This is a genomic window from Rhizobium rhododendri (genome assembly GCF_007000325.2).
Lineage (GTDB): Bacteria > Pseudomonadota > Alphaproteobacteria > Rhizobiales > Rhizobiaceae > Rhizobium > Rhizobium rhododendri.
Window position 1 is genome coordinate 761,928 of the sequence record NZ_CP117267.1, and the last position, 13,913, is coordinate 775,840.

Here is a 13,913-nt window from a genome sequence, read left to right on the forward strand (position 1 = left end):
CGAGATAAGGCTTTTTCTTAATAAAGGCTAAATAAACCACCCTTCATCTCACCGTTTTGTGTCCTTTCGGCAACATGAATTGGGGAAGGGTCCCCCCAAAACCCCCTTCCGGCAAGATGTCGATTGCGTGACGGCGCCCGTCGAGTATTTTCAACAACGGAAGCGAGGGCGTGATCGTCCACTTCTTGAAACATGGGGATGGGGCAGGGAATGCCTTCGGGTTAAAAATCCCAGACCCAATTGAAACTTTGAACTGGAGGTCAATCATGAACATCAAGAGCCTACTTCTCGGCTCCGCTGCTGCCCTCGCAGCAGTATCCGGTGCTCACGCTGCAGACGCTATCGTAGCTGCTGAGCCTGAGCCGCTTGAATACGTCCGCATCTGCGATGCATACGGCGCTGGCTACTTCTACATCCCAGGCACGGAAACCTGCCTCAAGATTGGCGGCATGGTTCGTACTGAAGCTCAGTGGCACAACCCATACGCTGTTGGCGATCGCTTCAAGCGCGGCACGGAATGGCACACTCGCGCTGAACTCAACGTCGACACGGCAACGGACACAGAATACGGTCCGCTGAAGACCAACATGGTTTACCGTTTCGACTCGACTGAAGGTGTCAACGACTCCAAGGTTCTGTTCGCAACGATCAGCCTCGGCGGCTTCATCGTTGGTAAGACGGACTCGCAGTACAATCAGTGGATTGGTTATGCTGGCAACGTCATCAACGACGACGTGATCGGCGATGGACCTTACGAGCTGAACCAGCTCTCCTACGTATACGACGGCGGCAACGGCTTCACCGGCGTTCTGTCGGTTGAAGACAGCCAGTCTGGCGACCTTGCAGTTGATCCGAACAATCCTGGCCGCGACATCTCTGACCACTACACACCTGACTTCGTTGCCGGCCTCGGCTACAAGACTGGCATGTTCGGTCTGAAGGTTGTCGGCGGCTACGACTCGGTTGTTGAAGAAGGCGCTGTCAAGGCTCGCCTCGACCTCGACTTCGGCACGTTCTCTGCCTTCTTGCTCGGCCAGTACAACACTGACGGCAACAAGATCAACCGCTACGCCAATGGCGACGCTAGCGGCGCTTCGACCGGCGATTGGCAGGTTTGGGGTGGCACGACTGTCAAGTTCAACGACAAGCTCGAGTGGAACACTCAGGTTTCGTATGCTGACAGCAAGACCTTCGAAGCTACGACAAACCTCAACGTTTTCGTTGCTAAGGGCTTCAAGATCCAGCCAGAAATCACCTACGTCAAGTACGACAACGCCGTTCTCGACGACAACACGTTCTCTGGTATCCTTCGCTTCCAGCGCACGTTCTAATTCAATACGACTTCGGTCGATTGAAAGGAGCCCGGCTTTCGAGCCGGGCTTTTTCGTTTTTGCTCTTTGTCTGTTCTCCAGGTCTTGTTTCCGCTGCCTTTTCCAGGCCGCGAGGTGATCAATCACCTTTCATGACGGAATTATCACAGTTTCGTGACGTGATTTTTGTGCAACGCACCAATCCAAAGCTTTGTCACAAACGGTGCCTGTTACGCATTGATATTTCATTGTTATATTCAATCGCTATGGTCTGCCCAGAACCGAAGCAGACGCGCTTTGGTTCTCCCCAAGGGGGGGTCACAAATACAGGGATGGGGTAGGGCACGCCGATTTTTCGGCGCGACGTCTCACGCCCAGTCGTCTTTTGATTGGAGCTAATTGCAATGAACATTAAAAGCCTTCTTCTCGGCTCGGCCGCTGCCTTCTCGGTAGTATCCGGTGCACACGCTGCCGACGCCATCGTCGCTGCTGAACCTGAGCCGCTGGAATACGTCCGCATCTGCGACGCTTACGGCGCGGGCTATTTCTACATCCCGGGCACGGAAACCTGCATCAAGATCGGCGGCAAGGTTCGCTCTGACGTCAGCTGGTACAACGCTTACAAGGCCGGCCAGGACGCTGCTGCTCGCGGCACATACTGGAAGACACGTGCCGAACTTTCGATCGACACTGCAAGTGACACTGAATATGGCGCCCTGAAGACTGACGCCGTTTTCCGCTTCGAGTCGGCCGAAGGTAACAACACCAACAAGCTTCTCTGGGCCAACATCAGCCTGGGTGGTTTCCTCGTCGGTAAGAATGACTCGGTCTACTCGACCTTCCTCGGCTACGCTGGCGACGTCATCAACGACGACATCATCGAATACGGCATCAACGGCACCGACGAACTGAACCAGCTGACCTACGCCTACGACTCTGGCACCGGCTTCACGGCTGTTGCTTCGCTCGAAGACAGCACCAACGGCACTGCAGCTGGCGCCAATGGCGAGAACAGCTCGGATCACTACGCTCCGGACGGCGTTCTCGGTCTCGGCTACAAGGCCGGCGCTTTCAACTTCCGCGTTGTCGGCGGCTACGACTCGATCGTCGAAGAAGGCGCTGTCAAGGCTCGTGTTGATGCCAAGTTCGGCGGCTTCACCGCCTTCCTCATGGGTGGCTACAACACCGATGGCAACAAGCTCAACAAGTATGCTGGTGCCGGTGGTGCTGGTATCGGTTGGGGCGACTGGGCTGTCTGGGGCGGCATTGGCCAACAGATCAATGACAAGCTGAAGGCCAACGTGCAGCTGGCCTACGACGACAAGAAGACGTTCGCAGCAACGGGCAACCTGAAGTTCAACCCGGTCAAGAACCTGCTCATCGAGCCGGAAGTCACCTACGTCAACTACGACAGCGTCAACAAGGACACCTGGTCTGGCATCATCCGCTTCCAGCGTTCGTTCTAATACTGAGTTGATCTAACCTCCTGTCAAAGAGATGGCCCGGTATCCCAGCCGGGCCATTTTCGTGCCGACAATTTCGAGTCGGTGAGCTCGGGAATTGGATCCCGGGCACAAACTCTGTGCCCGTCAGTCGGCGGGAAGGGTGGCGGACCTAACGAATCGGTAAGCCGCGAAAGGCCCCTTCAGCCGCGTCCGTGGATGAGGTCCTGCTCGATATCACTCTTCTGACCAAGCCGAGCCTTGTAGACCTCGTAGTTTTCCATCACCCTTTGCACATAATTGCGGGTTTCCGGAAAGGGAATGCGCTCGATCCAGTCGACGACTTCATCCATCGACTTGCCGCGCGGGTCGCCGTAGCGGCTGATCCATTCGGGCACTTTTTTCGGACCGGCGTTATAGGCAACGAATGTCAGGATATAGGATCCGCCGAATGCATCTATCTGCTCGCCGAGATAGTGCGAGCCGAGCGTCGCGTTGTAGCCGGCATCTTTCGTCAGGCGGTCGGCTGAATAAACGATCCCGTGGCGACCGGCCACAGCCTTGGCGGTCTTCGGCAGCAGTTGAAGCAATCCACGGGCATCTGCGGACGACACGGCCTGCGGATTGAAGGCGCTTTCCTGTCGGGCGATGGCATAAGCCATGGCCTTTCCGGAGCCAGCGATATTGGCATCGTCTGGAATGACGCCGATCGGAAAGGCAAGCGCTGCGACATCGACGCCGCGTCCATAGGCGATCTTGCCGACTTGCAGCGAAAGCTGGTGATTGCCGGACTGCTCGGCGCTGGCCGCAAGCAGCGCGATCTCGCCCGGGCTTTGCAGCTGTTGGGCTAGCGCGCGGTAAAGACTGTCGGCGCGCCAGCCATTGCCGGCTGCCTCTAGGCGCGCGATCGCCAGCACCGCTTCTCGCGATTGAAAGCGCTGCCGGTCTTCCGGCGATGGCGATGGGTAGGTCACGTCCAGCATCTGCCGTCCGAGCTTTTTCGCGGCAAGCTGACCGTAGAACGTGCTCGGAAGGGCGGCGGCCTTCGCATAGAAATCACTGGCCTTGCCCGGGCCGCCGGCTTCCGCCGCGCGTCCCAGCCAATACCAGGCACGAGAGACGGAGATCGGTCCGTTCGACACGCCGAGGATTTTGCGAAAATGCGTTGCTGCCGTGGAGGGATCCTTCAGGCCGCGCAGCGCATACCAGCCTGCATGGAACTCCGCTTCGCCGACATCGACCGGGGTGACGGCGACGTTGTCGTCGGCAATTCTGTATGCAGCCTTGTAGTTACCTTGGTCGACAAGGCCGCGGCTGACGATTCGCTGCTCGTCCCACCACTGGCTCGCGTCGATCAGCAGGCTGCGATCGCGCGGCATTCGCGCCAGCAGGGCTGCAGCCGTATCGTAGTTTTCCTTGCGGCGCTCAAATTCGACCCGCATGAAGAGATAGGCCGGATCGCTTTTCCACTGCGTCGAGATGTTGGCAAGCAGGCTCGCAGCCTTGGGGCTTCGATCGTTGACAGCTGCCCATGCAGTATAGAGTGATTGTGCCTTGCCTAGATCGCCAAAACGCTTCGCCTGCGCCGTCTTGCTTCGGTAGAGCAACAGATCCATGCGTGCTTTTTGGTCGGCGGGGCTGAGCAGGCCGCCAAAAGCTGCCAGATATTTGTCCTCGAGCGATGCGTCCAGCGTCTGGTTTCGCCAGACGTTGCGGATATAGGCGGCTGCCTGGGCGGGCTTTCCAACGGCAATGAGGGCCTTTGACAACACGAATGCACCTTCCGGCGTTTCCGGTGCGGTCTCTCCGAAGGCAGCGAGCACCTCGGCCGTGGACGGATTCTCGTTGTAGATCGCCCGCTCGGAGAAGCCACGCAGACTGGCGAGCCCCGGCCAGCCCGCAAGCTCTTGCGAGGCGGAAGCGATTTCGGCGGACGGTATCCCGGTCTGTCCCGACGTGGCAATTGCCCAGGTGAGGATGTGGCGGTCCAGCGTTCCGCGCGCCATGCCATTGCGGACGGCGATGGCCTGCAGCGGCTTCCGGTTCGACAGCGCGTCGAGGCCAGCCTTGAGATCGGCGCTCGCAGGCGCGATGTTGGAAGCGCGTGGAATAGAACCAGTCGTCAGCGGATCGTTCGGAATTGCCATGGCGACTGATGTCTGCGGCTGCCCGGCCGGATCAGGGGCGCTTTCAATCGGCAGCCCGGCCGCAAGACAGCCCCAGGCAATGGCAAGGCCTGTGGCGGACACGACCAGGATCGATTTGTTCATCCGGCTACTCACGCGAATTCAGATCCCCTCAATCTGCCGAAAGCCATCTTAACGAAACCTTAGCGCATGCACGAATTATCGATCTAACATGATACCGGAATTTGCAAACGAAGCCATAAAGCGCGCTTGTCGGAGCCAGATGGCCGCTTTATGGTGCGCAGATTCATAACCAAGGATTGCGGCCGAAGCGTGAAATGCCAGGCCTTGAGGAGTTTGCATGTTCAGGGGATCCATTCCCGCTCTCGTTACGCCCTTCACCGCTGCGGGCGCCGTCGACGAAGCTTCTTTTGCCTCGCACGTAGAATGGCAGATCACCGAGGGGAGCACCGGGCTTGTCCCTGTTGGCACCACCGGCGAATCGCCGACCCTGTCGCACGCCGAGCACAAGCGCGTCGTCGAGCTGTGCATCGAGGTCGCCGCCAAGCGCGTGCCCGTCATGGCAGGCGCGGGATCCAACAATACGCGCGAAGCGATAGAACTGGCACAGCATGCCGAAAAGGTTGGCGCGAATGCAGTCCTGGTCGTCACGCCCTATTACAACAAGCCGACGCAGAAGGGGCTCTATGCTCACTTTTCGGCGATTGCCGAGGCCGTTAAGCTACCGATCTACATCTACAATATTCCAGGTCGCTCTGTCGTCGACATGACGCCTGAAACCATGGGTGCGCTGGCTAAGTCCTATGGGAATATTGTCGGCGTCAAGGATGCGACCGGCAAGATCGAGCGCGTTTCCGAGCAGCGCATCACCTGCGGCAATGATTTTCATCAGCTGTCGGGCGAGGATGCGACCGCTCTCGGCTTCAACGCCCATGGCGGGGTCGGATGTATTTCGGTGACGGCAAACGTCGCGCCGCGCCTCTGTGCCGAGTTACAGAAGGCGACCCTTGCCGGCGACTACAAGGCGGCGCTTTCGATCCAGGACCGGTTGATGCCGCTGCACAAGGCAATCTTTCTCGAGCCCGGTCTCTGCGGTGCAAAATATGGCCTGTCGCGTCTGGAGCGGATGAGCCGCCACGTTCGCTCGCCGCTGCTGTCTACGCTGGAACCGGGTACGGAAGCAGCGATCGATGCTGCGATGCGCCACGCCGGCCTGCTGAATTGATAGCTTGAGGCGAAGGCGGCGGCGTTCGTCGCCGTCGCGTCTTCACAATCCGGTCATACTCCCCTATCTAGGGCCCTGAACATCACTGCGGCCCGCATTTTCTCATGTTTGAGCGCCGCCGGTACCCGAGGGACGGAACAACAGATCATGGCACCCAAAGGCAGCCAACGCGTCGTCAAGAAGGTTGTCGCCGATAACCGCAAGGCTCGCTACAACTATGAGATCCTCGATACCTATGAAGCCGGCATCATGCTCATGGGCACCGAGGTGAAGGCGTTGCGCGACGGCAAGGCGAATATCGCGGATAGTTATGCCTCGGACGAAGGCGGCGAGATCTGGCTGATCAATTCCTATCTGCCGGAATATCTGCAGGCCAATCGCTTCAACCACGAGCCCCGCCGTCGCCGCAAGCTGCTGCTGACCGCCCGCGAAATCAACAGACTTCGCGTCGGCATCAATCGTGAGGGCATGACCCTCATTCCGCTGAAAATCTATTTCAACGATCAGGGCCGCGCCAAGCTCGAACTGGCTCTTGCCAAGGGCAAGAAGCTGCACGACAAGCGACAGACGGAAAAAGAACGCGACTGGAACCGCCAGAAGACCCGAATTCTGAAGGACAACGGCTGATGCAGATGGTGAGGCTGACCGTCGGCGACCTGGTCTTCGTCGCTCGTTTCGAGAACAAGAAGGCGCCTCGGACCTGCAAGGCATTCCAGGCTCTGCTGCCCTTCGTCAATCAGACGATCCACTCGCGCTGGAGCGGCGAAGCGGTCTGGGTACCTCTCGGCGATTTCGAGTTCGGCGTCGGTTTCGAAAACCACACCACCCATCCGTCACGCGGCGATATCCTGCTTTATCCCGGCGGCCACAGCGAAACGGAGCTGCTTTTCGCCTATGGCAGCTCGTCATTTGCCAGCAAGATGGGCAGTCTTGCCGGAAACCATTTCCTCACCGTCGTCGAAGGCGCTGAGCACCTGCCGGAGATGGGCCGCCGTGTTCTCTGGAACGGCGCGCAGCCAATCCGCTTCGAACCCATTGGCTGACCGTCTAACGCAGTCTCTCTAGCCAGGCGGATACGGATATCGTCGACCGAACTATTCTTCCTGTTCGGCCGTCGGTGACGCGTCCACAAGCCGTGCCGGTCTTTCGGACGGATCCCTGCCGATCTCGGATTTCAGCGAGACCAGGTCGATGAAGTGATCGGCCTGCCGACGAAGGTCGTCGGCGATCATCGGCGGCTGGGTCGCCATCGTCGAGATGACGGAAACCTTGCGTCCGCGACGCTGCAGCGCTTCGACAAGCGTCGTGAAATCGCCGTCCCCGGAGAAGATCACCATGTGATCGACAGTCTCGGACTGCTCCATGGCATCGATGGCCAGCTCGATATCCATGTTGCCCTTTATCTTGCGGCGTCCCATGGAGTCGGTGAATTCCTTGGCGGGCTTCGTGACCACCTTGTAGCCGTTGTAGTCGAGCCAGTCGATCAGCGGCCGTATGGAGGAATATTCCTGGTCCTCGATCAGCGCAGTGTAATAGTACGCGCGCAACAGGTAGCCGCGTTTCTGGAACGCTTTCAGCAGCTTGCGATAATCGATGTCGAAGCCGAGACTTTTGGAGGCGGCGTACAAATTCGCGCCGTCAATGAAGAGTGCAATTTTCTCGCGAGGGTCAAACATGGCTGGTTTATCCATTGCTGCAAAAAGAAAACACTAAAAGGCAATCAAAACAAAGCCTTATCGCTAAAATATAGAAACAGGTCGCTTAATTCACGAATTGTTCATATAAGGAGATTTAGGGCAGGATTCCAGTTATTCCAAGCAACTCTGGATTGAAATGAAAAATTCAATTTCCGTTTCCTCGTCCAGCAGCGGTTGTTATCTGTCGCCTTGCGAGGAAAAACTTGAATTTGCCGCCGTTTGATTGTATCCGGCATCCTAATTCCATACATGTCGACGACATCACGACCGTAAAGGACAGGCAATGGCCCGTGTCACCGTAGAAGATTGCATTGATAAGGTAGAGAACCGGTTCGAGCTTGTTTTGCTCGCCAGCCATCGCGCCCGGCTCGTCTCCCAGGGTGCAGCGATCACCATCGACCGCGACAATGACAAGAACCCCGTGGTTGCCCTTCGCGAAATCGCCGACGAGACCCTGTCTCCAGACGATCTGAAGGAAGACCTGATCCACTCGCTGCAGAAGCACGTCGAAATCGATGAGCCTGAGCCAGATCCGGCAACTCTTGCCGCCGCTGGTTCTTCTTCCGAGGAAGACGACGACAAGCCGGAAGCTGTAACCTTCGACCAGATGTCGGAAGAAGAGCTGCTGGCCGGCATCGAAGGCCTTGTACCGCCGGAAAAGAGCGACGATTACTGATCGTCAATCTTGATGCTCCGCGTTGGAGCTATATGATGGTGAAATGTCTGTGCGCCAGTCATCCGATTGGCGCGCTTTTCTTTTTACCGGAGTAGCGTTGGATGATGCGGCAATACGAGCTTGTAGAGCGAGTTCAGAAGTACAAGCCCGATGCCAACGAAGCGCTTCTGAACAAGGCTTATGTCTATGCGATGCAGAAGCATGGACAGCAGAAGCGCGCCAGCGGCGATCCATATATTTCCCATCCGCTGGAAGTCGCTGCGATCCTGACGGATATGCATCTCGACGAATCGACGATTGCGGTCGCCCTCCTGCACGATACCATCGAAGACACGACGGCAACGCGGGCCGAAATCGACGAGCTTTTCGGTGAGGACATCGGCCGGCTGGTCGAGGGGCTGACGAAGATCAAGAAGCTCGATCTCGTCACCCGCAAGGCAAAGCAGGCTGAAAACCTCCGCAAGCTGCTGCTCGCCATCTCCGACGATGTGCGCGTATTGCTGGTGAAGCTCGCCGACCGCCTGCACAACATGCGCACGCTCGACCACATGCCGGCAGACAAGCGCGCCCGCATCTCGGAAGAGACGATGGACATCTATGCGCCGCTTGCCGGGCGCATGGGTATGCAGGATATGCGCGAGGAACTGGAGGAACTGTCCTTCCGCCATATCAATCCGGAAGCACACGACACAGTCACCAAGCGCCTCGAGGAGTTGTCGCAACGCAACGAGGGGCTGGTCAAGAAGATCGAAACCGAGTTGCGCGATCTCCTGGTCGCCAACGGCCTCGACAATGCCGTCGCCAAGGGCCGGCAGAAGAAGCCCTATTCCGTCTTCAGAAAAATGCAGTCGAAGTCCCTGTCGTTCGAGCAACTGTCGGATGTCTATGGCTTTCGTATCATCGTTGACGATCTGCCTGCGTGCTACCGGGCTCTCGGCATCGTCCACACGCGCTGGCGCGTCGTTCCCGGTCGTTTCAAGGATTACATCTCCACGCCCAAGCAGAACGACTACCGTTCGTTACACACCACCATCGTCGGCCCGTCGAGCCAGCGCATCGAGCTGCAGATACGCACCCGGCGCATGAACGAGATTGCCGAATACGGCATTGCAGCTCACGCGCTCTACAAGGATCAGAACGCGGCGGAAGGTGATCTGCTGTCGCGTGAAAGCAACGCATACTCATGGCTGCGCCGCACTATCGAGGCATTGGCGGAAGGTGACAGTCCGGAGGAGTTTCTTGAGCATACCAAGCTCGAACTGTTCCAGGATCAGGTCTTCTGTTTCACGCCGAAGGGCAAGCTTATCGCGCTGCCGCGCGGCGCAACGCCGATCGACTTTGCCTATGCCGTGCATACCAACATCGGCGATACGACAGTCGGTGCCAAGATCAATGGTCGGATCATGCCGCTCGTCACACGGCTTGCAAACGGCGACGAGGTCGAGATCATTCGCTCCGGCGTACAGGTGCCTCCCGCCGCCTGGGAAGAGATCGTCGTTACCGGCAAGGCGCGCGCCGCCATCCGTCGCGCCACCCGCATGGCCATCCGCAAGCAATATGCCGGCCTCGGCTACCGCATCCTCGAGCGTACATTCGAGCGCGCCGGCAAGATATTTACCCGCGACGCCCTCAAACCGGCGCTGCACCGGCTTGGCCAAAAGGATGTCGAGGATGCCATTGCTGCCGTCGGGCGAGGGGAGATGTCGTCGCTTGACGTGCTGCGCGCGGTCTATCCTGACCACCAGGACGAACGGGTGACGGTTAAGCCTGCCGGCGACGAGGGCTGGTTCAATGTCCGCAGCGGCGCCGGTATGATTTTCAAGATACCTGGCCAGAGCAAGGTCGCCGATCTCGCCAATGCCGGCATTGACGACCTCGAAACCCTGCCGATCCGCGGACTGGCTGCCGACGTGGCCGTACATTTCGCGCCGACGGGTGCAGTGCCCGGGGACCGTATCGTCGGTATCCTCGAGAAGGGCCGGGGAATCATCATCTATCCCATCCAGTCGCCTGCGCTGCAACGCTTCGACGACCAGCCGGAATGCTGGATCGACGTGCGCTGGGATCTCGACGAGGCCAACAAATCGCGGTTCACCGCCCGCGTGCTGATCAATGCTCTCAACGAACCCGGCAGCCTTGCCAAGATCTCGCAGACAGTCGCCGACATCGACGTCAACATCCGTATCTTCAATACCGTGCGTGTTGCAGCCGATTTCACCGAGATGGCACTCGATGTCGAAGTCTGGGATCTGCGCCAGCTGAACCAGATGTTGCTGCAGTTGAAGGACCTCGACTGCATTGCCACGGTTAAGCGGCTTTATGAATAATTAACCGCGTCGCAGGTGCCGGAGGCGCCATGTGCATCTTTTATGATCGTTTCTTAGTCATTTTGTCGCAGGTAATGGCCTACATATGCATAGAATGCATGGCTGCACTGGTAATCGGGCGTTGGTCATTAACGCCTGCACGAGCTATATTCACCTCATCGAAAGAAACAAACCAGATGAGGAAATGACAATGTTTGGTCCCTTCAAGAAATTCGCCCGCGCCCTCCGCGTTCCTAGTGTTGAAGAACGCGAAATGGCTTACCTTAACGGTTCTAACGACCGCTTTGATCTTGAGTATCGTCAGCGTCAAGTCGACCGTGGTGCATTCCGCAACCGTTAATCGACAGTAGACTTACGAAATGGGAAAGGCGGCGTGCAAATGCAACGCCGCTTGCGAGTGGTAAAACACTTGCACCACTCGCTAAAAGAAGCGCATGAGCGCTCTTGTCATCGCGGCTTCGCCTGCACTAGATATGCCGCATGTTATTTCGCCGAAGAAAACCACAGAAGCTAACTGAAAAGCTGCGCGACATGGTCTGGCCCCGCAAGGGCTTCATGCGTCCTGTCCGCTATTTCCAGAGACGCATCGTTCGCCTCAGTGCTTCCCCGCATGCCATTGCGGCTGGTTTTACTGCAGGCATCCTTGTTTCATGGACGCCCGTGATCGGTGTACATATCGTCATCGCTTTCGTGCTGGCTTACATCGTTCGCGGCAACCTGCTTGCAGCAACCCTCGGCTGCCTTGCGGCCGGCAATCCTTTTACCTACCCCTTCATTTGGGCCATCACCTGGGAGATCGGGCACCTGATCCTCGGGCGCGATAGCGGCAACCAGGGCGGATCCATCGACCTCCCGGCGCTGTTCCACCAGCTCGACGTCTGGCAATTGTGGGATGTCGTCCTGAAGCCGATGCTGATTGGCGCCATTCCCCCTGCCATCGTCTCTGGTGTCATCGTCTACAGCATCACGTTCTACGGTGTCCGGGGCTTTCAGCGCCGCCGCAAGGCACGGCTTATGGAGCGCGCCCGCGACCGCGTCACGCTTGCAGTCGAGAATGCATCCAGCGTCTAGGCGCAAGGTATCGCGTCTACCAGGAGATCCGGCATGATCATCGGCATCGGCAGTGATTTGATCGACATCCGTCGGGTCGAAAAATCCATCGAGCGCTTCGGAGAGCGTTTCACCGGACGTTGCTTTACCGCCCTCGAACGCCAGAAATCCGACGGCCGCAAGAACCGTGCGGCGTCTTACGCCAAACGTTTCGCGGCGAAGGAGGCCTGCTCGAAGGCCCTTGGCACGGGGCTTGCCCAGGGCGTGTTCTGGCGCGACATGGGCGTCGTCAATCTCCCGAGCGGCAAGCCGACCATGCAATTGACGGGCGGAGCTGCCGATCGCCTTGCCGCGATGATGCCGGCTGGCCACAAGCCCGTCATTCACCTGACCATCACCGACGACTTTCCGTTGGCTCAAGCCTTTGTGATCATCGAGGCTGTGCCCGCGACATCCTGATGCCTTGCTTCAGTCGCTTTTCATGCGGGTGGCATTGCAGCAGTGATATGAAGCGGCTAGAGAGTGCCTGACAGTCAATTGCGCCGGTGGGGTGCAAAAAAGGAATAAGACTTCGTGTCCGAGAAAGCCGTAAAGCAGCCGAATGCCCTGTGGGAAAACGTCAAAGTCATCGTTCAGGCATTGCTCCTGGCAATGGTGATCCGGACGGTGCTTTTCCAGCCCTTCACCATCCCGTCCGGCTCGATGATGCCGACGCTGCTTGTGGGCGACTATATCTTCGTCAACAAGTTCGCATATGGCTATTCGAAGTACTCCTTACCGTTCTCGCCCAATCTCTTCAGCGGACGGATATTTGCAAGCGAGCCGAAGCGCGGCGATGTCGTCGTCTTCCGGTTCCCGCCCAATCCCGAGATCGATTACATCAAGCGCCTTGTCGGCTTGCCGGGCGACCGCATCCAGGTCAAGGACGACCTTCTCTATATCAACGGCCAGGCCGTGCCGCGCGCGCCGGACGGCAGCTTCACGTCGGATTACAAGCAGGATCCAGGCGAAGACGTTCCGGTGTTCCGCGAAACCTTCGACAATGGCAAGACGTTCGACACGCTCGACCAGTCGCCTGTGTCGCGTGGCGACAACACGCAGGAGTTCGTCGTTCCGCCAGGTCATTATTTCATGATGGGCGACAACCGCGACAACTCGCTGGATAGCCGTTTCGACGTTGGTTACGTGCCGGCTGAAAACCTTGTCGGTCGCGCAAGCGTCATCTTCTTCTCGCTGGGCAATGACACCTCCTTCCGCGAAATCTGGAAGTGGCCGAGCAACATGCGCTGGAACCGCATCTTCAAGGTCGTGCAATGACCAAGCTACAGGCACTTTCGTCGGCCGACCGTGCCAGACTTGAGGCAGCGATTGGTCACGAATTTGCCGAAAAGGAACGCCTCGACCGCGCGCTGACGCATGCCAGTGCGCGCACGGAAAAAGGTGCCAACTACGAGCGCCTCGAATTCCTCGGGGATCGGGTGCTCGGCCTTTGTATCGCCGAGCTTCTGTTCAGCACCTTCGGCAAGGCGGACGAGGGTGAACTCTCGGTTCGCCTCAATCAGCTTGTCAGCGCCGAAACCTGCGCGCAGGTGGCCGACGAGATGGAATTGCATCTGTTCATTCGCACCGGTGCCGACGTCAAGAAAACGACGGGCAAGCGGATGCTCAACGTCCGCGCCGACGTCGTCGAAAGCCTGATTGCCGCGCTCTATCTCGAGGGTGGCCTGGAGGTGGCGCGGAAGTTCATTTTGCGCTATTGGGAGGGGCGGGCCATTCGCGCCGATGGCTCCCGGCGCGATGCCAAGACAGAATTGCAGGAATGGGCCCACGCAAAGTTTGCCGTCAGTCCGGTTTACCGGATTGAAGACCGCAGCGGACCGGATCATGATCCCCGCTTCACGGTGACGGTAGAGGTGGCGGGAACAAAGCCTGAGACTGGGACAGATCGCTCCAAGCGCGCCGCCGAACAGGTGGCCGCGACCAAGATTCTGGAGCGCGAAGGCGTATGGCAGAGTTCGTCTGCCGGAAAATGACGGAAA

At 58.2% G+C, this 13,913-nt stretch carries 14 protein-coding genes; 12 read left to right on the forward strand and 2 right to left on the reverse strand.

Features of this window, described 5'->3' with window-relative positions; genetic code table 11:
- Window positions 1-266: 266 nt before the first annotated feature.
- Together PR018_RS03755 and PR018_RS03760 are read left to right on the forward strand one after the other, a co-directional pair.
- On the forward strand, window positions 267-1,331 hold the full coding sequence (locus PR018_RS03755) for a porin (RefSeq protein WP_142829784.1): 1,065 nt from the start codon (window positions 267-269) through the stop codon (window positions 1,329-1,331).
- A gap of 383 nt (window positions 1,332-1,714) precedes the next feature.
- Window positions 1,715-2,776, forward strand: a complete 1,062-nt coding sequence (locus PR018_RS03760; protein ID WP_142829783.1) for a porin — start codon at window positions 1,715-1,717, stop codon at window positions 2,774-2,776.
- Between the two features lie 179 nt (window positions 2,777-2,955).
- Here the strand turns inward: PR018_RS03760 and PR018_RS03765 are convergent, their stop codons facing one another.
- Window positions 2,956-5,022 carry a lytic transglycosylase domain-containing protein gene (locus tag PR018_RS03765; protein WP_142829781.1) on the reverse strand — a complete coding sequence of 689 codons (2,067 nt, stop codon included), beginning with the start codon at window positions 5,020-5,022 and terminating at the stop codon, window positions 2,956-2,958.
- 217 nt (window positions 5,023-5,239) lie between these two features.
- On the opposite strand from PR018_RS03765, the gene dapA reads away from it, so the two are divergent.
- The 3 genes from dapA (at window position 5,240) to PR018_RS03780 (ending at window position 7,167) form a co-directional block, all read left to right on the forward strand.
- Window positions 5,240-6,124: a 4-hydroxy-tetrahydrodipicolinate synthase gene (gene dapA / locus PR018_RS03770; protein ID WP_142829779.1), complete on the forward strand. Its 885-nt coding sequence runs from the start codon at window positions 5,240-5,242 to the stop codon at window positions 6,122-6,124.
- A 147-nt stretch (window positions 6,125-6,271) separates the two neighbouring features.
- A complete protein-coding gene (smpB, locus tag PR018_RS03775) occupies window positions 6,272-6,751 on the forward strand; it encodes an SsrA-binding protein SmpB (RefSeq protein ID WP_111220398.1) in 480 nt (159 codons plus the stop codon).
- The gene (locus PR018_RS03780) at window positions 6,751-7,167 is read left to right on the forward strand and encodes a DUF3830 family protein (protein WP_142829777.1); all 417 of its coding nucleotides are present in this window, start codon (window positions 6,751-6,753) and stop codon (window positions 7,165-7,167) included. The genes smpB and PR018_RS03780 overlap by 1 nt, the downstream gene beginning before the upstream one ends.
- 51 nt (window positions 7,168-7,218) lie before the next feature.
- On the opposite strand, the gene PR018_RS03785 is transcribed toward PR018_RS03780, so the two are convergent.
- Window positions 7,219-7,800 carry a LabA-like NYN domain-containing protein gene (locus tag PR018_RS03785; protein ID WP_142829775.1) on the reverse strand — a complete coding sequence of 194 codons (582 nt, stop codon included), beginning with the start codon at window positions 7,798-7,800 and terminating at the stop codon, window positions 7,219-7,221.
- A 304-nt stretch (window positions 7,801-8,104) separates the two neighbouring features.
- Here PR018_RS03785 and rpoZ point away from each other — a divergent pair, with 304 nt between their 5' ends.
- From rpoZ to rnc, 7 genes are all read left to right on the forward strand, one after another.
- Entirely contained in the window at window positions 8,105-8,497 is a 393-nt protein-coding gene (gene rpoZ, locus PR018_RS03790) for a DNA-directed RNA polymerase subunit omega (RefSeq protein WP_111220401.1), read from the forward strand.
- A gap of 101 nt (window positions 8,498-8,598) precedes the next feature.
- Window positions 8,599-10,824, forward strand: coding sequence for a RelA/SpoT family protein (locus PR018_RS03795; RefSeq protein ID WP_142829773.1), 2,226 nt, complete (start codon window positions 8,599-8,601; stop codon window positions 10,822-10,824).
- A gap of 190 nt (window positions 10,825-11,014) precedes the next feature.
- The gene (locus PR018_RS03800) at window positions 11,015-11,164 is read left to right on the forward strand and encodes a DUF3563 family protein (protein WP_111220403.1); all 150 of its coding nucleotides are present in this window, start codon (window positions 11,015-11,017) and stop codon (window positions 11,162-11,164) included.
- A 140-nt stretch (window positions 11,165-11,304) separates the two neighbouring features.
- A complete protein-coding gene (locus PR018_RS03805) occupies window positions 11,305-11,895 on the forward strand; it encodes a DUF2062 domain-containing protein (RefSeq protein WP_111220404.1) in 591 nt (196 codons plus the stop codon).
- Between the two features lie 33 nt (window positions 11,896-11,928).
- The gene (gene acpS / locus PR018_RS03810; protein WP_142829771.1) at window positions 11,929-12,333 is read left to right on the forward strand and encodes a holo-ACP synthase; all 405 of its coding nucleotides are present in this window, start codon (window positions 11,929-11,931) and stop codon (window positions 12,331-12,333) included.
- Between the two features lie 114 nt (window positions 12,334-12,447).
- Window positions 12,448-13,191 (forward strand): signal peptidase I, encoded by a 744-nt coding sequence (gene lepB, locus PR018_RS03815; protein WP_142829769.1) that lies wholly within the window; start codon window positions 12,448-12,450, stop codon window positions 13,189-13,191.
- Entirely contained in the window at window positions 13,188-13,907 is a 720-nt protein-coding gene (gene rnc, locus PR018_RS03820) for a ribonuclease III (protein WP_142829767.1), read from the forward strand. The genes lepB and rnc overlap by 4 nt, the downstream gene beginning before the upstream one ends.
- Window positions 13,908-13,913: the final 6 nt, after the last annotated feature.

Coding starts and splice junctions, on each gene's coding strand:
- PR018_RS03755 (WP_142829784.1), top strand. CDS start 267: ATGAACATCAAGAGCCTACTTCTCGGCTCCGCTGCTGCCCTCGCAGCA.
- PR018_RS03760 (WP_142829783.1), top strand. CDS start 1,715: ATGAACATTAAAAGCCTTCTTCTCGGCTCGGCCGCTGCCTTCTCGGTA.
- PR018_RS03765 (WP_142829781.1), bottom strand. CDS start 5,022: ATGAACAAATCGATCCTGGTCGTGTCCGCCACAGGCCTTGCCATTGCC.
- dapA (WP_142829779.1), top strand. CDS start 5,240: ATGTTCAGGGGATCCATTCCCGCTCTCGTTACGCCCTTCACCGCTGCG.
- smpB (WP_111220398.1), top strand. CDS start 6,272: ATGGCACCCAAAGGCAGCCAACGCGTCGTCAAGAAGGTTGTCGCCGAT.
- PR018_RS03780 (WP_142829777.1), top strand. CDS start 6,751: ATGCAGATGGTGAGGCTGACCGTCGGCGACCTGGTCTTCGTCGCTCGT.
- PR018_RS03785 (WP_142829775.1), bottom strand. CDS start 7,800: ATGTTTGACCCTCGCGAGAAAATTGCACTCTTCATTGACGGCGCGAAT.
- rpoZ (WP_111220401.1), top strand. CDS start 8,105: ATGGCCCGTGTCACCGTAGAAGATTGCATTGATAAGGTAGAGAACCGG.
- PR018_RS03795 (WP_142829773.1), top strand. CDS start 8,599: ATGATGCGGCAATACGAGCTTGTAGAGCGAGTTCAGAAGTACAAGCCC.
- PR018_RS03800 (WP_111220403.1), top strand. CDS start 11,015: ATGTTTGGTCCCTTCAAGAAATTCGCCCGCGCCCTCCGCGTTCCTAGT.
- PR018_RS03805 (WP_111220404.1), top strand. CDS start 11,305: ATGTTATTTCGCCGAAGAAAACCACAGAAGCTAACTGAAAAGCTGCGC.
- acpS (WP_142829771.1), top strand. CDS start 11,929: ATGATCATCGGCATCGGCAGTGATTTGATCGACATCCGTCGGGTCGAA.
- rnc (WP_142829767.1), top strand. CDS start 13,188: ATGACCAAGCTACAGGCACTTTCGTCGGCCGACCGTGCCAGACTTGAG.